This is a genomic window from Cytobacillus oceanisediminis, assembly GCF_004366035.1.
In the GTDB taxonomy this organism is placed as follows: Bacteria; Bacillota; Bacilli; order Bacillales; family Cytobacillaceae; genus Cytobacillus; species Cytobacillus oceanisediminis_C.
Genome location: NZ_SOEE01000003.1, coordinates 322,491 through 341,884 on the forward strand (window position 1 = coordinate 322,491; position 19,394 = coordinate 341,884).

At 41.8% G+C, this 19,394-nt stretch carries 21 protein-coding genes; 15 read left to right on the forward strand and 6 right to left on the reverse strand.

The window, feature by feature from the left end; translation table 11 throughout:
* The first annotated feature begins 2 nt into the window (after window positions 1–2).
* The 8 genes from DFO72_RS09855 to DFO72_RS09890 all read left to right on the forward strand — a co-directional run bounded on the left by DFO72_RS09855 (window position 3) and on the right by DFO72_RS09890 (window position 6,325).
* Complete coding sequence (locus DFO72_RS09855; protein WP_113881528.1) at window positions 3–212, forward strand: hypothetical protein; 210 nt, start codon at window positions 3–5, stop codon at window positions 210–212.
* Window positions 213–230: 18 nt separating this feature from the next.
* On the forward strand, window positions 231–1,481 hold the full coding sequence (locus DFO72_RS09860) for an MFS transporter (RefSeq protein ID WP_113881529.1): 1,251 nt from the start codon (window positions 231–233) through the stop codon (window positions 1,479–1,481).
* A gap of 16 nt (window positions 1,482–1,497) precedes the next feature.
* Entirely contained in the window at window positions 1,498–1,992 is a 495-nt protein-coding gene (locus tag DFO72_RS09865; protein WP_113881703.1) for an arsinothricin resistance N-acetyltransferase ArsN1 family A, read from the forward strand.
* 491 nt (window positions 1,993–2,483) lie between these two features.
* The gene (locus DFO72_RS09870) at window positions 2,484–2,828 is read left to right on the forward strand and encodes an ArsR/SmtB family transcription factor (protein ID WP_113881530.1); all 345 of its coding nucleotides are present in this window, start codon (window positions 2,484–2,486) and stop codon (window positions 2,826–2,828) included.
* Between the two features lie 14 nt (window positions 2,829–2,842).
* On the forward strand, window positions 2,843–4,138 hold the full coding sequence (locus DFO72_RS09875) for an arsenic transporter (RefSeq protein ID WP_113881531.1): 1,296 nt from the start codon (window positions 2,843–2,845) through the stop codon (window positions 4,136–4,138).
* A 28-nt stretch (window positions 4,139–4,166) separates the two neighbouring features.
* Complete coding sequence (gene arsC, locus DFO72_RS09880; protein WP_113881532.1) at window positions 4,167–4,586, forward strand: arsenate reductase (thioredoxin); 420 nt, start codon at window positions 4,167–4,169, stop codon at window positions 4,584–4,586.
* 414 nt (window positions 4,587–5,000) lie between these two features.
* Window positions 5,001–5,357, forward strand: coding sequence for a DUF5661 family protein (locus DFO72_RS09885; protein WP_181782260.1), 357 nt, complete (start codon window positions 5,001–5,003; stop codon window positions 5,355–5,357).
* A 122-nt stretch (window positions 5,358–5,479) separates the two neighbouring features.
* Complete coding sequence (locus DFO72_RS09890; protein ID WP_113881533.1) at window positions 5,480–6,325, forward strand: class I SAM-dependent methyltransferase; 846 nt, start codon at window positions 5,480–5,482, stop codon at window positions 6,323–6,325.
* A 55-nt stretch (window positions 6,326–6,380) separates the two neighbouring features.
* Here the strand turns inward: DFO72_RS09890 and DFO72_RS09895 are convergent, their stop codons facing one another.
* The 4 genes from DFO72_RS09895 to DFO72_RS09910 are packed head-to-tail and all read right to left on the reverse strand — an operon-like array spanning window position 6,381 to window position 11,017.
* Entirely contained in the window at window positions 6,381–6,779 is a 399-nt protein-coding gene (locus DFO72_RS09895; RefSeq protein WP_113881534.1) for a hypothetical protein, read from the reverse strand.
* 6 nt (window positions 6,780–6,785) lie between these two features.
* On the reverse strand, window positions 6,786–8,180 hold the full coding sequence (locus DFO72_RS09900; RefSeq protein ID WP_113881535.1) for a sensor histidine kinase: 1,395 nt from the start codon (window positions 8,178–8,180) through the stop codon (window positions 6,786–6,788).
* Window positions 8,177–8,848, reverse strand: coding sequence for a response regulator transcription factor (locus DFO72_RS09905; RefSeq protein WP_113881536.1), 672 nt, complete (start codon window positions 8,846–8,848; stop codon window positions 8,177–8,179). Before DFO72_RS09905 ends, DFO72_RS09900 begins: the two co-directional genes overlap by 4 nt.
* Window positions 8,849–8,890: 42 nt before the next feature.
* Window positions 8,891–11,017, reverse strand: coding sequence for an MMPL family transporter (locus DFO72_RS09910; RefSeq protein WP_113881537.1), 2,127 nt, complete (start codon window positions 11,015–11,017; stop codon window positions 8,891–8,893).
* Between the two features lie 196 nt (window positions 11,018–11,213).
* On the opposite strand from DFO72_RS09910, the gene DFO72_RS09915 reads away from it, so the two are divergent.
* Genes DFO72_RS09915 through DFO72_RS09930 form a run of 4 tightly spaced genes read left to right on the forward strand, consistent with a single transcriptional unit; the run spans window position 11,214 to window position 13,795 of the window.
* Complete coding sequence (locus DFO72_RS09915) at window positions 11,214–12,002, forward strand: hypothetical protein (protein WP_113881538.1); 789 nt, start codon at window positions 11,214–11,216, stop codon at window positions 12,000–12,002.
* Window positions 12,003–12,455, forward strand: a complete 453-nt coding sequence (locus tag DFO72_RS09920; protein WP_113881539.1) for a hypothetical protein — start codon at window positions 12,003–12,005, stop codon at window positions 12,453–12,455.
* A 27-nt stretch (window positions 12,456–12,482) separates the two neighbouring features.
* Entirely contained in the window at window positions 12,483–13,049 is a 567-nt protein-coding gene (locus DFO72_RS09925) for a cysteine hydrolase family protein (RefSeq protein WP_113881540.1), read from the forward strand.
* 56 nt (window positions 13,050–13,105) lie between these two features.
* On the forward strand, window positions 13,106–13,795 hold the full coding sequence (locus DFO72_RS09930) for a YetF domain-containing protein (protein WP_113881541.1): 690 nt from the start codon (window positions 13,106–13,108) through the stop codon (window positions 13,793–13,795).
* 24 nt (window positions 13,796–13,819) lie between these two features.
* On the opposite strand, the gene DFO72_RS09935 is transcribed toward DFO72_RS09930, so the two are convergent.
* Window positions 13,820–14,557, reverse strand: coding sequence for a YqcI/YcgG family protein (locus tag DFO72_RS09935; RefSeq protein WP_395858155.1), 738 nt, complete (start codon window positions 14,555–14,557; stop codon window positions 13,820–13,822).
* 1,385 nt (window positions 14,558–15,942) lie between these two features.
* On the opposite strand from DFO72_RS09935, the gene DFO72_RS09940 reads away from it, so the two are divergent.
* On the forward strand, window positions 15,943–16,785 hold the full coding sequence (locus DFO72_RS09940) for an STAS domain-containing protein (protein ID WP_113881543.1): 843 nt from the start codon (window positions 15,943–15,945) through the stop codon (window positions 16,783–16,785).
* A gap of 56 nt (window positions 16,786–16,841) precedes the next feature.
* Here the strand turns inward: DFO72_RS09940 and DFO72_RS09945 are convergent, their stop codons facing one another.
* Complete coding sequence (locus tag DFO72_RS09945; RefSeq protein ID WP_113881544.1) at window positions 16,842–17,417, reverse strand: hypothetical protein; 576 nt, start codon at window positions 17,415–17,417, stop codon at window positions 16,842–16,844.
* Window positions 17,418–17,574: 157 nt separating this feature from the next.
* Between DFO72_RS09945 and DFO72_RS09950 the strand changes: the two genes are divergently transcribed.
* The gene (locus DFO72_RS09950) at window positions 17,575–18,291 is read left to right on the forward strand and encodes a TIGR02206 family membrane protein (protein WP_113881545.1); all 717 of its coding nucleotides are present in this window, start codon (window positions 17,575–17,577) and stop codon (window positions 18,289–18,291) included.
* An 83-nt stretch (window positions 18,292–18,374) separates the two neighbouring features.
* A complete protein-coding gene (locus DFO72_RS09955; RefSeq protein ID WP_113881546.1) occupies window positions 18,375–19,346 on the forward strand; it encodes an HD domain-containing protein in 972 nt (323 codons plus the stop codon).
* The last annotated feature ends 48 nt before the right edge of the window (window positions 19,347–19,394 follow it).

A 19,394-nucleotide genomic window follows, 5' to 3' on the forward strand; every position in this document is an offset into this window, starting at 1 on the left:
CAATGACCATCAATCATGCTGGTGTACTTAAAAAAGAATATTTTATCTCATATATGAAACTAATCATGAATGCTTTCGGATGTTCTGTTGAGGAAGCTAAAGATAAAACGTTTGAAAGGCTGTTTCGATTGCGTGAAATTGAAATGGGGCAGGAAACGTATGCACAATTTCTTTTGGCCTATCGGGATTTAATGAAACATTCGAATGATTAATAAAGGAGAGAACGACTTATGGTTGCTATTAAAAATCATTTATCTTCAAAACCTATAATAATAGTCGCCATAGTCACAGCACTAAGTCTCTTAGGTGATTCCATGCTGTATATTGCCTTGCCTATTTATTGGGAAAATACAGGTCTGGAGTCTATCTGGCAAGTGGGTGTGCTTCTATCCATTAACCGTTTCATACGATTGCCCTTTAATCCAATAGCAGGCTGGATATATAAACATATTTCATTAAAGGCTGGCCTTATCATTGCTGTTCTTTTAGGCGGATTCACAACGATAGGTTACGGTGTTGTCGAAGGGTTTACGGCATGGGTGATCCTCCGTGCATTATGGGGGATTGCCTGGTCATTTTTTCGAATAGGCGGATTATCGGTTGTGGCCGTATATGCTGATGCCAATAAGCGGGGAAGTTCCATGGGGTTATATAACGGGCTATACCGAACAGGAAGCCTGGTTGGAATGCTGATTGGCGGCTTGCTCGTTCCGATTATAGGCTTGAGCACGGTTTCAATTTCATTTGGGCTATTATCCCTATTGGGGCTTCCTTTAATGCTGAAGTCTAAAATTAATCAGGATGATGAGACTCCTGAAAAGAAAGATAGAATGGCTAAAGAGACGCCTTTCATTGGAAAGGCAGGATATAAAGCCTCGATTATTGTTTCAGGCTTTCTCATTGCCATGTTATATCAAGGAATAGTGACATCCACACTGAGCTCTTTAATTGAACATTTTTACGGAGAGAGTATATCTATATGGAATGTGGTTATCAGTGTTACATTATTATCTGGCATCATCCAAGCGGTAAGATGGTCGTGGGAACCTTTTCTGGGAAGGACAGTGGGGCACTGGTCTGATGGATCACGGGGGAGACTGCCGATTTTTATCGTTTCTTTAATCTCTGCAGGCTTTGTCTTTGGAATGGTATCCATTAGACTTCCATTAGGGCTGTGGATAGCCGTTACTCTTCTAGTAATGGCTGGTGCTACCATATTATCTACCATTCTGGACACGATTGCTCTGGACACAGCTAAAACGGTAAACGTGGTTTCTTTCCTTACGGTATACTCGATCTCTCAAGATGTGGGGGCAGCTTTAGGGCCGGCACTTAGTTACATATTAATCCAATTTGAGGCAGGGTTTACATTTTTGTATTGGGGCGGCTCAATAATCCTGCTTATTTTAGCCATAATTTGGTCAACTTTAGCAAGGAGGTTGAACACATCAATAAAAAAAGAGATCTATGAATTCTACTAGGGGGGAAACTGAAATGTTGAGTGAGATTGTTATTCGTGAAGCCAGAAAAACAGATTTAGAGGATATTCTGGCGATTTATAATCAGGGAATAGAAGATCGCATCGCTACATTGGAAACAGAGGCAAAAGATCTTTCCTTTATAACAAACTGGTTTGAACAGCGTCAAGGCCGATATAGCGTGCTTGCCGCTGAAAAAGGGGATCAAGTGATTGGGTGGGCTTCCTTGAATCCGTATAACAGCCGCTGTGCTTATGATGGAGTGGCAGATCTATCAGTCTATATCTCCAGGGCATTCAGAGGCAAAAGAGCGGGCGGTAAGCTGCTTTCTGCTCTCGAAATGAAAGCAAGAGAAAATAAGTTCCATAAGCTGGTTTTGTTTACTTTTCCATTTAATGGCCTTGGACAGGGACTGTACAAGAAAATGGGGTATCGTGAAGTTGGCATATTTCAAAACCAGGGTGTTTTGGATGGAGAATTTGTTGATGTGATGGCTATGGAAAAACTGCTTTAAATTAGGGTGCGGCTATAGTTTAGCCGTTTTTTTGTGAGGTTTTACTTAAAAGTTCGGTGGGGAAAGAGGTTTGTCCGAAGTTGGACAAAGTCCGGACAGGAATTCCCGTCTTTTTTGTTTACCTGTCCGAAGTTGGACAAAGTTCAGACAGGATTTCCCGGATTTCCTTTTTATCAGACCGAAGTTGGAATAAGTTCAGACAGGATCTCTCAGATTTCTTCCTTGCCTGTCCGAATGAACGGAGAGCTATCTTTAGTCAGCTCTTCATAGACTCATTCGCCCGTTCGAAAAAGCCTTAAGTAGGGCAGCCACACAAATAAAACGTTTCTGTTCCAATAAGCTCATTTGTCAAAACCAGCAAAACAAAATGAATACGGCGAAAATAAAAAAAGCAAACTATAGGTAAAGATTTTGTAAATAAGAAAAAAAGCATTTACTTATATAAGTAAATTATTATATATTAATATGTGCAAAGCGGAGGTGATAAGATCATGAGAGTGTCCTCAGTTGAAATCGACAAAGCAGCATCCATTTTAAAATTATTAGGCGATAAAACACGGCTCACAATGGTCAAACTTTTAAATAACCATGATTGTTGTGTGTGTGAGTTTGTGGAGATTTTTAAAATGAGCCAGCCAGCCATTAGCCAGCATCTCAGGAAACTAAAAGATGCAGGTGTGGTAAGGGAAACCAGGAGAGGTCAGTGGATTATTTATTCATTGAATCAGGATAATGATTACTACCCATTGGTTCGGACTGTGCTCGATCACCTTCCAAGCCAAGATAATTTATTAGAAGAATTAGAAGAACAGGGATTACGAATTTCCTGTGAGTAAGAGGGGGGAACACATTGACTCAAATAGTTTTAGCATCGGTGATTTTCTTGGTCACCCTCATATTAGTCATTTGGCAGCCAAAAGGGCTATCGATCGGCTGGTCAGCATGCGGCGGAGCTATCCTGGCCCTAATTGCTGGTGTGGTGGACTTCAATGATGTCATAGATGTTACGTCCATTGTCTGGAATGCCACATTAACCTTTATTGCTATCATCATTATATCTCTTATTTTAGATGAAATCGGGTTTTTCGAGTGGGCCGCTTTACATATGGCGGGAGCGGCAAAGGGCAGCGGAGTGAAGATGTTCATTTACGTTTCGATTTTGGGAGCGGTTGTTGCAGCATTCTTTGCGAATGATGGAGCGGCACTTATTCTCACGCCAATCGTCCTCGCAATGGTCCGGAACCTTCAATTTGAAGAAAAATTGGTTTTTCCGTTTATCATTGCGAGCGGATTTATTGCAGATACAACGTCCCTGCCATTGGTTGTCAGCAACCTTGTCAATATCGTCTCAGCTGACTTTTTTGGCATTGGCTTTGTGGAATATGCGTCCCGCATGATTATTCCGAATTTCTTTTCACTGGCAGCCAGCATTTTAGTCTTATTCTTGTACTTTAGAAAAAGCATACCAAAAAATTATGATTTATCCCATTTGAAGGAACCGGCTGAAGCAGTTCGTGACAGCAAAATGTTCCGATTGTCATGGCTTGTTTTAGGCATCTTATTAATAGGTTATTTTGCAAGTGAATGGATTGGGGTACCCGTTTCACTCATTGCAGGCATTATAACCATTTTCTTCCTGGTTATGGCACGAAGAAGCCCGGCCGTGAATACACGCACTGTCATCAAGGGTGCTCCATGGGCTATTGTTTTCTTTTCTATTGGCATGTATGTTGTGGTTTACGGATTAAGAAATGCGGGTCTTACAAATGTATTGGCAGACTTGATTCAAATGACAGCTGACCAGGGACTATTCGCGGCAACGATCGGAATGGGATTCATTGCGGCCATCCTTTCTTCTGTCATGAACAATATGCCAACCGTTATGATTGATGCCCTGGCCATTGCTGATACGAATACTAGCGGAATCATGCGTGAAGCCCTTATTTATGCGAACGTGATTGGATCTGATTTAGGCCCGAAAATCACGCCGATTGGTTCTCTTGCAACCCTGCTATGGCTGCATGTATTGTCCCTTAAAGGAGTAAAAATCTCGTGGGGAACGTACTTTAAAACTGGAATTGTTTTAACCATACCAACTTTATTTATAACATTAGTTGGTCTATATATTTGGTTACAGATACTTTAAAAAATTTACCTAAAAGGAGAAATTCAACATGACTAAAAAAACAATCTACTTCCTATGCACGGGCAACTCATGCCGCAGCCAGATGGCGGAAGGATGGGCAAAGCAGCATTTAGGTGAGGACTGGAAGGTTTATAGTGCAGGCATCGAAGCACATGGCTTAAATCCTAACGCTGTAAAAGCAATGAAAGAAGCAGGCATTGATATTTCAAATCAGACTTCTGATATTATTGACCCGGAAATCCTAAATAATGCTGATTTGGTAGTAACGCTTTGCGGAGACGCAGCTGATAAATGCCCAATGACTCCTCCTCATGTGAAGCGCGAACACTGGGGATTCGATGACCCTGCAAAAGCAGAAGGAACAGAAGATGAAAAATGGGCTTTCTTCCAGCGTGTTCGTGATGAAATTGGCGGACGCATTAAAACATTTGCCGAAACTGGAAAGTAAATAATATACTAAAAAACATCCAAGGGAGGGAACAGACATGATGATTACAGACAATGCGCGTGATGAATTAAGAAAAATGCTGGAAGAACAAAATGCCAGCGGTATCCGCATCTTTTTTGACGGCTATGGCTGAGGACAGCCAAGAATAGGACTGGCTCTGGATGAGCCAGCAGCAGATGATATTATAGTCACAATCAATGAAATCAAAGTAGCAATCGACCCTATTATTGAACCAAACACCGAAGACCTTGTTTTAGAGCGAAGCGGGAACGGGAGCGGGATTTCGATGATCGGGAATACGGGAAGATGCTGTTAGTAAAGGGCCTTTTAGGCCCTTTTTTATTTGATCTAGTCCATGCTCCTAAGTAGATCATTCACATACATTATGGTAACTAGCATTGAGGAGTGATGTAGTTGTATTACTCATATAATCCGTATGTACATTCCTTTAATAACTGCCATGTTAACCATCAAGCTTCGCTAAGCAATCATTTCAAAAGAGCAAGAGTAAGCTTTTCCAAGGAGGAAGCGGCAGCCATTGCATTACTGTCAGGAATCGATTTTACGAAAAGCAAGTTTGATTTGAATGAATTCTGGATGGGCGTAAATGTAGAACTTGAACATGGGAAACAGTCAAGCCGAACAGACGTTACAGGAGATGATCCGCTGCTTACGGGAAAAATTGCATTGGCCCATCTTAACGAGTTTCCTGACTATTATCAGAGGTTGAAAGTTCTGGAAGCTGATGCTAAAGCCTATTGGAACAAATGAAATTGAGCTGCTCGCTGGGCAGCTTAATTCTTTTAGCCCATATTGGATCTGGAGAAGGATAATGCCAGAATCTATAGAATTTAACTGTCAGCAGCAAAATTCCCGAAGGAGCAAATAAACCCATGAATGAAAATGAAATAAAAGCTATAGTTGACTGCATGGCCGCTAGCAAAAAAGCATATGAAGTACAGATGGTTCAGACGAGGCATCGCATAAAGCTTGTGGATTTCTGGGATATAAAAGCTGAAAGCCGAATTCTGGAAATCGGGTGCGGACAGGGAGATACAACCGCGGTGCTGGCTGCCTATATTGGTGAAAAGGGGCTTGTACAAGGGATTGATTCGGCTTCACCTTCATATGGAAGTCCGGTTTCACTCGGTGAATCAGCTGAATACCTGAACCATTCCAGAGTCGGCAAGCAAATTAAATTAGATTTTAATTTAGATATTTTAGATGAGAATGTGGATTTTCAGGAAAACTTCTATGACTATATCGTATTCTCTCACTGTTCATGGTACACGAAATCTTCTGCCGAGCTATTAAGGATCCTCGAAAAGGTGAAAAAATGGGGAAAGCAGCTTTGCTTTGCAGAATGGAGCACCGAAATAAACACAATCGAACAATATCCGCATTTATTATCAATCCTCATTCAGGCACAATATGAAGCCTTTAAACAAGAAAGTGATTCTAATGTGAGAACTCTGCTGACTCCCGGCGATTTGAGAGATATTGCGGGACAAGCAGGATGGCGAATCATAAAGGATTCTAACATAGATTCCCCTGATTTGCAGGACAGCCTTTGGGAAATAGATAAGGTGCTGATGGACTTTAACGATGAAATAAAGGGAGTAAAGAATATGCCGGAAAAAATAACAGATCTTCTGCATTCTGAGGTTTCGATACTGAGAGCGCTAACAGAATCAAGAGAAGTTAAGCCTCTATCCGTATATAGCTTTATAGCTGAATAGCTGACAAAAAAAGAGCAATGCAGCCTCTAAAACAGGATTGCATTGCTCTTCTAACTTAACGTTCTGATGTTTTTTCAGTCAAAAAGGTAATCGCCACAAACAGTGCAAAGGCTAGCAACAGCAAGGTTCCGCCCGCGATGAAGAAGATTAGAATAAAGGTATCCCCTAAATTAAACGGATTTAATGTGTACATCCACATTCCGATTGTCAATCCGAGTGCTCCTGCCATTCCAAGTATGCTGTGAATGGAAACGAGCTTTTTATATTTTACACGGTATACTTTATAAAAGATTCCCCATGCAAATACAGAAAGCCATCCTACCAGCAGGATGTGGGCGTGAATAGGCCTTAAAGAATAATCCATCTGCCCGGACATATGCGATCCAAGATAGGTCCCGATAATGCCAAAGATGGCTGCAAATCTTATTAATCTGATGCTCCATTGTTGTTCCATAGTTTTTTATTCCTCCCGTTGTTTCTCCCTGAAAAATGTGATGGTAAAAGAGGTTCCTTTGCCAGCCTGGCTGACTGCCTTTATTTCCCCATAATGCAGTTCAATAATCTGTTTCACAATCGAAAGCCCGAGTCCTGTGCCATCTCTTTTTCTTGCCGAGTCCACCCGGTAAAAACGGTCGAAAATCTGGCTGATTGTATCCTCGGATATTCCAATCCCGGTGTCTTTAAAAACAACTACAATCGCTGTTTCAGTTTGAGACAGGCTGATTAAAATGCTCCCGCCATGAGAGTTATATTTTATCGCATTCGTCAGCAGATTGTCCCAGATATTCACCATCAGCTCTGGATCCCCCTTGAAAATGACAGGCGCAAGCTTATAGGAAACCTCAATCTCTTTTTCTTCCAGCCGCCATTGATGCCTGCGGATGGTTTCCTTGATCTGATCGTCCAGTTTCACTTCCGAAAGCTTCATCGGATATGATTTCTGGTCAAGTGAAGTCAAAAGCAAAAGCTGTTTGGTCAGGTTGGAGAGCCGCTTCGACTCCTGATCGATGATCTGCACATATTCGAAATGTTCTTCTGCAGACAGTTTCTGTGTCTGCAGAAGTTCTGCATATCCTTGAATATTCATAAGAGGGGACTGAAAGTCATGAGACACATTGTTGATGAATGACTTGCGGGCCTCGTCATTGTGCTGCAGCTGCTCCTGCATGCGGCTAAAGCTTTCTGCCAGCTGTCCAATTTCATCTCTGCGAGCAATATTCAATGGGAAGTTGAAATTTTCCCGTGTGATTTCCCTGGTTGCTTCCGTCAGCTTCGTGATCGGCTTGATAAGGTGCTTGGCGAACCAGATCACTCCTGTGATGCTGACAACAGCAATGGCGACAAAGAACCATGCGAAAATCATATGAATGTCCGAGAAAAGCAGCTTATTATTCGGGCGAAGAAATAGCCCGTAATTCTGGTCGTTCATAGTAAAAGGGACACCAACGGTATTTTCCAGATCGTTTGAAAAATGGCCCATCATCAGAAATTGGCCGGCAAAGCTATCCATACCATGATAAACATCATGATCGGTCAGGACTTTGGAAGCTTCCTCTGGCAATTCTGTCTTATTGAACGGCTGCCCGAAGAATTCCCCTTCACCTGATTCAGTTACGATATAGATCTGATAGCCGAGCTTGCTCATAGAATTTAAGTAAGTTTCATAAGTAGGGCCCGAGGAATGTATATTCTCCAGACCATGAGCGATTTCCTCTGCAATTACAACATTTTGTCTGTCGATTTTCCCCTTTGTTGAAGTCATATAGACCCAATTGGTTAAAATGAAGGAAAGCACGATGCTAATGGCTAAAATCACAAGTGTGGCTGCAATGAATTTCCGGTAGAGGGTTTTCATTTTATTTCCTCAAGCTTATACCCGATTCCGCGAACAGTCTGGATTTCAACGCTTGCGCCATATTTTTTCAAACGGTCGCGAATCCGGTTGATATGGGTATTTAAAGTCTGTTCGCTGCCCTCATAATCCGCTCCCCAAGCCTGTTCGATCAATGCAGCGCGCTGTGTGATTTTATTTTTTCGTGCCGAAAGTAAGCTTAGCAGCTCAAATTCCTTTAATGGAAAAAGGATGGTCTCCTGATCGATTTCCACTTCAAAGCTTTTTCTGTCCATTAACAGGTTTCCGGCTTTGACGACTGTTTCCATTGCCCGCTCAGCTCTTCTTAACACCACGGCTACCCGGAAAAGGAGCTCCTTCACTTCAAACGGCTTTACAATATAATCTTCAGATCCGGCTAAGAATCCCAGTTCTTTATCACACAGCTGTCCCTTCGCCGTTAATAGGATAACAGGGATTCCGAAGTCCTTAGTCAGAAGCCTGGTGAGTTCGAAACCGTCCATACCAGGCATCATGACATCGACAACTGCTAAATCTGCGGTTTGTTCCTCTAAAAGTGCTAGAGCTTCTTGTGCATTGTGTGCGCGCAGGACCTGATAGCCCTCACGATTTAGATGGATTGTGACGAGTTTTTGTATATTTACATCATCGTCTACGACAAGTATCTTCATATCAGGGCCTCCTCACAGGGGAATAGGGAGGTGACCCTCTCTCTATTCCGAAATTTTTTGCCGGGAAGTCTCCTTGTCTTTTTCAAAAAACAGAATTAATGCCGGAAGCAGCATTCCTCTAACAAGGAAGGTGTCAATCAATATTCCCATGGCAACGATGAATCCAAAAACGAATAGGTCCGCTATCGGCATGGTCATCAGGGCAGCAAATGTAGCTGCCAGAATGAGGCCAGCTGAAGAAATGACGCCTCCGGTATTCCGGATGGCAATTTCAAGAGCGTCCTTGATTCTATGTGTCTTCCTTTCCTCGATAAAGCGTGAAACAAGGATGATGTTATAATCAATGCCCAATGCTACAAGGAAAATGAATGAATAAACAGGAACACGCGAACTGATGGATTCAAAGCCGAATAATACATCAACAAGGAATATCCCCAGTCCTAAAGCTGAGACAAATGAAAGCAGAATGGTTGCCATCATATAGATCGGCATCTTTATGGATTTCGTAAGCGCAAATAACAGCGCAAGAATCAGAACCGTCTCCAGCAGAACAATTTTTATTATATCACCGTTGTTGATATCCTGTTCGTCCACTATTTTCGCAGTGACCCCGCTGTAGTAAGATTCAGCTTCCACGCCGGCTTCTTTCAGCAGCTCCGGTGTGTCGTCACGCAATTTTTCCATAAAGGTTATGGCTTCAGTCGAATAGGGATTAATGGATAAAGCGACACTGATTTTAGCAGCCTTGCCGTCTTCTGAAAATGCTGAAAGGCGGACAGAGGCTATTTCATCATATCCCTGCAGCTTATCAGATATTGCAATTGCATCGGTTTCTTCCAATTTTTGATCACTGACAATCAGAAGTGTCGAAGGAGCCAGTTCTCCTTTGTCAAATCTGGATTCCACAATTTCATAGCCGACACGGGACGGCAGGTCATCCGGGAATTTTTTTACCATATCAAATTCATAATCTAGGTTAAAGATATTAAGCGCTGTGATGAGCATAAAAATGCCGACCATACCGCCAGAGAGACCAGGCTTATTCACCACAAATCTGGCAAGCGGTCCCCAGACTTTATGTTTAACTTCCGTTTCCGTTCCGTATTGAGGAACTTTCGGCCAAAAAGCCTTACGCCCGAACAGGGTGAATAAAGCAGGAACCAGCGTAACGGACGCGAGCATGATAAAGAACATGGCAGTTCCAAAAATAGGAGCAAAGTTCTGATAATCCCGGAAATCCGCGAAGAACAGAACCAGCATAGCAGCAAGAACGGTTCCGCCCGCAAAGAAAACAGGCTCGCCTGTTGCGCGCATCGCATGCTTCATCGCTATATATTTGTTTTCGTAATGGTTGAGCTCCTCCCGATAACGGGAGAAAACAAATAATGAATAATCAATGACAGCAGCAAACAGCAAAATACTCATGATCGAGGTTGTCTGGTTATTGACCTCAAGTCCGCCAGCACCCATTAAAGCTATGCTCTGGTTTACGACCTGGTAGACAATCGCCGTTGCCAGAAGCGGTATAACTGCAAGCAATGGTGAGCGGTAAATCGCTATAAGCAATACTAGAATGATAAGAACGGTGGCAATCAGCAGAACAAAGTCCGCCTGTTCAAAAAGTTTAACCGTGTCTCCCGCTATACCGGCCGGGCCAGTAATATAAAACGCAGTACTCTCGAGATCCTCTGCAATTTTATTGCCTGTTTCAGAAGCATGGTCGTTAATTTTGGAATACTGGTCATTGCCAAGTCCGTTTTCAAGCTCCATCGGCACAATCATCGTGGACTTGTCTTCAGAAATGAAAGAACCCAAGGCTTGAGGAGGAAGCTTGCTGATATCGATAATCGTCTTGATTCCATCGATGTCCTCCAGCATGATTCCATCTAATATCTGTTTAGCTTCTTCGATATTCACCTCGCCATTTTCATTATGGAAAACCAGGATGCCAGGAGTTCCTTGTTTGTTTGGAAAATATTCCTCGGTTTTATTTTCGGCAATAATGGATTTCGCCTCATCAGGAAGTGACTGGAAATTATTTGTTTTATAATCGCCAAGCTTTGGACCTGCACTTAAGCCAATCATCAGCACAAGCCAGGCGATAATGGTAATCCACATTCCCGGTTTGGTGGAAACCCAATCTGTAATCGAATGCAGCAGTTTTTTCACATGAATGCCTCCTAAATTTATTTCAATGCCTATCTTACAAAATGAAAATAAACTTAAGATCAACTTTTGTTTACAGTTGAATGGTGAGGGCACAAGGTAATGATTTTGCATTGAACTAGCATACTGGATAAAGTATGAAAAAAATCTTTTTGCAGAAAATAGCCATAATGATTTTCGCTGTCTTGGGAGGAGAATTATGGCTCTTATATTCAGGAACCAGAAAGAGGCTTCAAAGCTTTCCCATTTAAGTATTTTTGGTACAACACAAATCCATTTGCGGAATCCATATATTATCGCAATGTGGTCAGTGGTGTTTCCAGGTTATGGACATCTGCTATTAAACAAATTTTTGAGGGGGTTTTCCCTGGTTATTTGGGAATTATTCATAAACCAAATGATCCATTTGAATTCTGCAATGGTTTATAGCTTCATAGGGGATATTCAAAAAGCAAAAGAGGTAATAGATATCAGATACATGCACCTGTATATACCTGTATATATTTTCGCCATCTGGGATAGTTACCGGACGACTGTAGACATGAATAAAATTTTTCTGCTGAACGAAAAAGACGCTAAGGCAATTGAGCGATTAGTGATAAAACCATTTGAAATCAATTACCTGGATAAGAGAGACCCAATATCCGCTGTTCTTTGGTCAATGACCATCCCAAGCCTTGGCCAATTGTACATCCACAGAATTTTCAGCGCTTTTTTTACATTGGTTATGACGGTGGTACTTGTGCATTTTTCTCATTTTATTGAAGCATTCCATTACCTGCTGATAGGGGATCTTAAAAAATCATCTCAAGTGTTAAATGCACAGTGGCTGCTTTATCTGCCTTCATTTTATTTTTTTACAATTTATGATACCTATATGAATGTTGTTGAAAACAATAAATTATACGATACCGAGCAGAAGAAGTTTTTGAGAAAGTATTACCAATCGAATTCATTCCATTTAAAGAAAGGTATGAAGGTGAAGTAAATGCAGGTATTTGCAACATTTGACCATTCACCCTATCTTGAACTTGCAATCAGGAAGCTGGAACAGCAGGGAATAACCGACATATACTCGGTCCCGCTGGATAATCGGACGGAAGAACCAAGGATGATAGACTCGATTCACCAGTCAGATGGAGTATCACTTATAAATAAAGGGATGGTACTGGCGGTAATGTTCTCGGTTGTTGGAGCCAGCAGAGGATTTATATTGGAATGGGGGCCAATTTATTGGGGCATGATTGGGGCTGCGGCCGGATTTCTGCTTGGCTTTGCGATTGATTTCATCCTTTTAAAGCTAAGGACTAGAAATAAGCGGCTGTTAAAAGGAGCAAAGTCAGAGGTTATTCTTATTATTGGCTGCCAGGAAGAAGAAGGGAAACAGGTTGAAGCAATCCTCTGGGAGCATCTTGCAAACGCAGTCGCCAGAGTAAAATAAATAAATATCCTTTTTGGAGGACGTGAGATGATTCAATTTGCTAATGCACCAGCATTAATGGTATTAGATATGCAAAAAGGCTTTGATGATCCGTATTGGGTGAAGCGAAACAATCCCCAGGCTGAAAACAATGCGTTCCGCCTGCTGACAGAATGGAGGAAACGGCAGTGGCCCATTTGCTTTTCAAAGCACTTGTCTCTGGACCCGCAATCACCTCTTTTTCATAAAAATGAGCAGGGAATTCAATTTAAAGACCTATTGGCTCCTAAAGCAGGGGAAAAGGTTTTTACAAAGAATGTGAACAGTGCATTCATAGGCACGGAGCTTGAGATCCATCTTCGGCAGAGGGGGATCAAGTCTGTTGTCATCACCGGCCTGTCAACACAGCATTGTGTTTCAACTACAGCCAGAATGAGCGGAAATCTTGGCTTTGTTACCTATTTGGTGTCGGATGCGATTGCCGCTTTTGAAATCACCGATCATCTGGGGACAGTCCATCCCGCGGAGACGGTACAAGAATTGGAGCTGGCTGCTTTGCATAAAGAGTTTGCAGTGATTGTGACAGCCGATGAAGTGATAGGGGAATTGATTTAAAGGGCTCTGGCAGCTGTTCTGAAGGCGCAGGCCCATAATGTGTGGGGTGAATTTTTATGACGGTAAACGAGACGATCCTTCGTGTAACTATCTCATTTCTAGTACTTTTCTTATTAGCCAGACTGATGGGACGCAAGGAAATTGGGCAAATGACCTTTTTCAACTGGGCTACAGCAATTGGAATCGGGTCTATCGCCGGAAATCTTGCTGTGAATGAGAGTACCCGCATTAAAGATGGAGTAATTGCACTGATTGTCTGGACACTTTTTACCATCCTTATGGACATGATTGACCTTAAGTCGAAACAGGGGAGGACAGTCACAACAGGTGAGCCATTAATAGTCATAAAAGCTGGCAGGATAATGGAAAGGGCGCTCAAAATATCGAGGGTGGACCTGGATGAACTGCAGGCGTTATTAAGGCAAAAGGACATATTTTCCCTTAACGATGTCGATTACGCGATCCTGGAAACAAACGGAGAGTTGTCCGTTTTGAAAAAGGAAAGTCAACAGCCTGTTACCAAAAATGATTTAAATATTATGAGTCCAATAAAAGATCTCATTCCTTTACCTACAGAAGTCATAGCAGATGGAAAGGTCAATTCAAAAAATCTTTCTAAATTAAAATTAGACAACAACTGGCTTGACAGGGAACTGCAAAAAGCGAAGATCCACTCATCCGAAGATGTATTTTTTGCACAAGTCCAGCAGGATGGCACTCTTTATATCAATAGAAAAAACAAATAGAGAACAGAAGCGGCTTCTGTCCTCCTATTTATTCTTGGAATTTCCCTGGAGACGATGAAAGGGGCATTTAGAAATTGTGGTGTCATCGTCACGAAGAAAATATTGTTTCCATTCGAAGTTGTCATCGGCTCCATAACTGTTCAAATCCGGGTGTATCGCAATGTTGTCATATTTTTGAAGCCGTTTGTGGACCTGACTTTTAATTCGTGATGCTAAGCGTCCTTTTTTCATAAACTCTTGCAGTACCCACCTCGGTGTGATGGCGAGCATCATCGTATCAAAATGCCGGCTCTGCCGATTTTTATGCGCAGGGGTGGCACAATAGACAAAGTACTTTTCTCCGTGAAAGCAAAACTCCCAAAGTGGATCATGCGGGTCTTTTGGGATTTCGTTTGGCCACTCAGCATTATCCATCTCAGCTAACCCTGTGAGCTGTTCCCAAAAGAGCTGTTCATATTCCTCCACACTCAATTTATCCCTTGTTTTGTAAAAAATGATCAGCGAAGTGTAGCTTCCGAACTCTCTTGAATGTACAGAGAATTCCTTCAGTATGTCTGCGGTTTGCTGAATGGCGGCCGGATCCCTTGGGTCATCTGCAAACCCATAACGGAGCTGGTTTTTGGCAAACCCGATAGTTGCAGGTATGCAGGGAAAAGGCCTTTCTTTATCCGTCATCTTTGTCTGAAATCTATCAAAAGCAAGCTGCTGCCAATCTTCTAAACTATGCATACCGGAGGAGTTCGCAGTATATAGACTGTTGATCTTAGTCACCCCCTTCTGACTCCTACACTATATTCAAAATGGGATAAGGCAGGTGAGTGTCCATTGTGAAAATGGGCGGACAGAGGTGGTGACGGCATGTGGCGTTGTGGGTTTTGCGGGGGATAGCGACGAGAAATAGGAGTGGGCTGGGAAATCGCAGCCATGGACACAGCGATAACGACGAATAATCCATAGATCAGGAAAAGTGGTAAAAAATCAGAGCGAATAACGACGAAAAAGCGGAGTGCTCAACGAAACTGGTAGTTAAACAGGATGAATAACGACGAAAAAGCGGAGTGCTCAACGAAACTGGTAGTTAAACAGGATGAATAACGACGAAAATCGGAAAGCTCAGCAAGAATGGTAGTTAATCAGAGCGAATAACGCCGAAAAAGCGAAATGCCCAGCGTAGTTAAACAGAGCTAATAACGACGAAAAAGCGAAATGCTCAGCGAAACTGGTAGTTAAACAGAGCGAATAACGACGAAATAACGGAATGCCCAGCGAAACTGGTAGTTAAACAGAGCGAATAACGACGAAAAAGCGAAATGCTCAGCGAAACTGGTAGTTAATCAGAGCGAATAACGACGAAAAAGCGGAATGCTCAGCGAAACTGGTAGTTAATCAGAGCGAATAACGACGAAAAAGCGAAATGCTCAGCGAAACTGGTAGTTAAACAGAGCGAATAACGACGAAATAACGGAATGCCCAGCGAAACTGGTAGTTAAACAGAGCGAATAACGACGAAAAAGCGAAATGCTCAGCGAAACTGGTAGTTAATCAGAGCGAATAACGACGAAAAAGCGGAATGCTCAGCGAAACTGGTAGTTAATCAGAGCGAATAACGACGAAAAAGCGAAATGCTCAGCGAAACTGGTAGTTAAACAGAGCGAATAACGACGAAATAACGGAATGCCCAGCGAAACTGGTAGTTAAACAGAGCGAATAACGACGAAAAAGCGGAATGCTCAGCGAAACTGGTAGTTAATCAGGGCTAATAACGACGAAAAGCGAAATGCTCAGCGAAACTGGTAGTTAAACAGAGCGAATAACGACGAAAAAGCGAAATGCTCAGCGAAACTGGTAGTTAATTAGAGCAAATAACTACGAAAAATCGGAATGCTCAGCGAAACTGGTAGTTAAACAGAGCGAATAACGACGAAAAAGCGGGATGCTCAGCGAAACTGGTAGTTGATCGAAATGAATAACGACGGTAAGGCCGCGAACCAAAGAAAATTCACAGTTAATCACCACTCTTCCTCACTTACCTCCAATAATTTTAAATTCAGATGTTTATTCAAAAACATGCTCGGGTAAAGAGATATGTTTAGGATGAATCGGACCCATTCTTAATAGATTAAATCAAAGTACTATAGGGGGAGAACATGAGTAATCAGATGCGTCTTTTAGGGGAAAAGATTTTAAGAGAGAAAGATATGATAGCAGAAAAACTGCATAAGGATCGAATGAGCGATGTTGAGATGACGGAAATCGAGAGAATGCAGGCTGACAAAATGGAAGCGCAGATTATTCATATTCGTGCTGAGTTTATTGGGTTGTTCGGTGAAGCATTGCTGAACCATGAAAATAAAGATAAAATGATGGAAAAGATTGAGAAATGGTGCAAGGAGACAGGAGAGTATTTCTTTAAGCTTGGAATCCCCTTGGATGAAGCGTTAAAGGATGCGGGTTTTTATAGGAAACATATCTGGAAATCTTTAGAGGAATCTATGATGGAGCTTGAGATGCCAGCATCAGAGGTTTTTAAGGTAATCTATTTGATAGATCCCCTGCTGGATCATTCCATCCATTGTTTCAGCATGTCTTATGTTAAATACCATCAGGTAACACTCGAAAATGCAAAGCAGGCTTTTCTTGAGTTATCAGTCCCGGTTGTCCCGCTTTCAAAAGGAGTTGGCATCCTGCCGCTAATTGGCAACATTGATACAGAGAGAGCGCGGCTTCTGATGGAAGAAACGTTAAAGCAGTCTGCGAACCTGAAGCTGTCGCATTTAATTTTAGACATTTCAGGCGTGATGATTGTTGATACGATGGTGGCAGATCAGCTGTTTAAAGTAATTGAAGCACTCGCACTGATTGGGGTAAAAACGATTATTACCGGAATCCGTCCAGAAGTGGCCCAGACGATTGTCTCGCTCGGCATAAAGCTGAATGGCATTCAGGTAAAAGCCAATGTGTATCAGGCTTTTGAAGAACTGCATGGGTGAGGAAAGAAAAATAGCAGAGTAATTCGAAATGAATTTACTCTGCTATTTTTTTGATTTTACAGATTGGGTTTTCTTGCCCAAAAATTGATATAAAGGTTTGAAAGAGTAATCTCAACAGCCTCTTCATTTTCGGGATCAACATCTGAAGCATATAAATAGAAACTGAATTCATCCCCATCCTTGTATTTTAATGGAGCTGAGCCCGCAGGAAATAATTCAAATGTTCGTCCCTGATAAGCTACAGTAGCTTTTGCCTGCAGGATATCTGTATATCCATTATTTTGTCTGGCGTGTTCAATTCCGGAAACCAAGGTTGCCCCACTGAAATTATAGTTACCGCTGGAGCGAAAAACCACCTGATAATTTGAATTTGTGTCGATAAATACCTCTGAAACGTAAATCTTATTGTTTTCTTCCTCATAAAGAACCTTTCCCTCATTTTTTTCCAAATTGCTTAAACTTATTTTTACAGTGTAATTACCTTCAACAGGATAGGCTTGAGTAAAAATATCCCCAGCATCTTCCGAAACAGCCTTTATTCCATGTATCCAGATTCCGAAGAAGCCGGTTATCCAAAGGAAACCAAGTAAAGCAACGACGTTAATGAACAAAAGAGGAGACTTAAAATTCATTACAATCCCCTTACCCTTTTACTAAAAGATTAACATAATTTTCCTTATTGGCGGGCATAAAATCCGGTTTTTCCGCATATTAACCGTGTTAATTTTCCTCACTGTGAATACAATGAATCAAACAGCACTTCAATGCCTATTGAGGGGTGATGACATCATGTTTTCGGTAACGGGTATGCAGGGGTTTGAAATGTTTTCGGTTATACACCTGGTTACACTGTTTCTTTTCTTTTTTTCCGCCTGGTGGCTTGTATATTACAGGCAGGCGCTAAGGGCCTATCATAAAATTATAAAATGGTCGCTGTTTGGTGCACTGCTGGCTTGTGAAGTGACGCATCATATATGGCTGATTCTGACAAATCAGTGGGATGTGGCAGATCTGCCGCTCCAGCTTTGCTCTTTGAGCACTTTCATTGCTCTTTACTTGTTTTTAAAGCCTGCTGAAAAGGCTTTTTGGCTGCTTTATTTTATTGGAACAATACCTCCCATTTTAAGCATGGTGACACCTGATATGGTTTACCAATTTCCTCATTACCGCTACATCAAATACTTTCTTCATCATTCAGCCATTCCGCTTGCCGTATTATATTTTATTCTGTTTGAAGGATACAGGGTGCCTAAAAAAGCAGTGCTGACAGGCTTTTTAACACTCAACGTAATTGCGGTGCCAGTCTTCTTTTTAAATAAGCTGCTTGGTACTAATTTCTTTTATTTGGCCAGCCCGACAGAAACTAAAACGCTTCTGTCGTTTTTCGGGAACGGTGTCTGGTACTATGCAGCACTTGAAGCTGCTGCGCTGATTGTCTTTTTTATTACCTATTTACCTATGCATTACATGCAGGCAGCCGAACAAAAAAGGGTCCGGGGAAAATGAAAGCCTTATTCCTGCAGGGATTAAGGCTTTTTTCTTTAAAACATATATAATATAGGTACATATTTATCAAAGCAGGAGGATTTATGCTGATTAAAGATGAGCTATATGGAGAATACAAGCTTGAACACGTGCTGGAAGAATTAATCAGCAGCAGGCCGGTGCAAAGGTTAATGGGTGTACACCAGGGCGGAGCAGGCTATCTTGTCAATGAAAAATGGAATGTAACAAGGTATGAACATTCATTAGGCGTGATGCTGTTAATAAGGAAACTGGGTGGATCTGTGGAAGAGCAGATTGCCGGTTTGCTTCATGATGTTTCTCATACTGCCTTTTCCCATGTGGTTGATGGGGTTTTGGAAAATGAAGCAGAAGATTATCATGAACATATTTTTGAACGTGTTGTCCTTGAATCTGAGATCCCGGCCATTTTGAAAAGCCATCATCTTGATTATGAAAGGATCCTTTTTGAAGATTCACAATGGACATTATTAGAACAGCCTGCACCCGAACTTTGTGCAGACCGGCTGGACTACACGTTACGGGATATGTACCGATATGGCTATATTTCTTTAGGTGAGGCACACAGATTTCTGAACCATTTGATCGTTGTTGACGGTCAGATATATATTTCTGACCTGCAGGCAGCTGAGTGGTTCGTAAAAACTTACTATAAAGAAGTTATTGATTTCTTCATGAAACCCTTAAATATTTTTGCAAATGACTCACTTGCAAAGGCCCTAAAAAGATCTCTGGAAAAAGAAATTATTCATTTGGGTGATCTCCTTGGCAAAGATGAAGAGGTATTAATGAAAATGTGGGAATCAGGGGACCAGGAAGTAAGGCGTCTGCTTGAAAAAATGGAACATAACGTCAGGGCAGAAGAAAACAAGTTAGACTACGATATTCATTTCAAAGGGAAAATCAGATTGATTGATCCTTCCGTTATGATTAACAGCAAGCTCATCAGGGCATCCAGCCTATCAGATGATGTTAAAAACAGTGGACAAAAAGCATATGAAAAAGCTAAGGAAGGTGTGTACATAAAAATTCAATAAGGATGGAAGCCTTATCACTGCATTTCGGGCAGGAATAAGGCTTTTCCA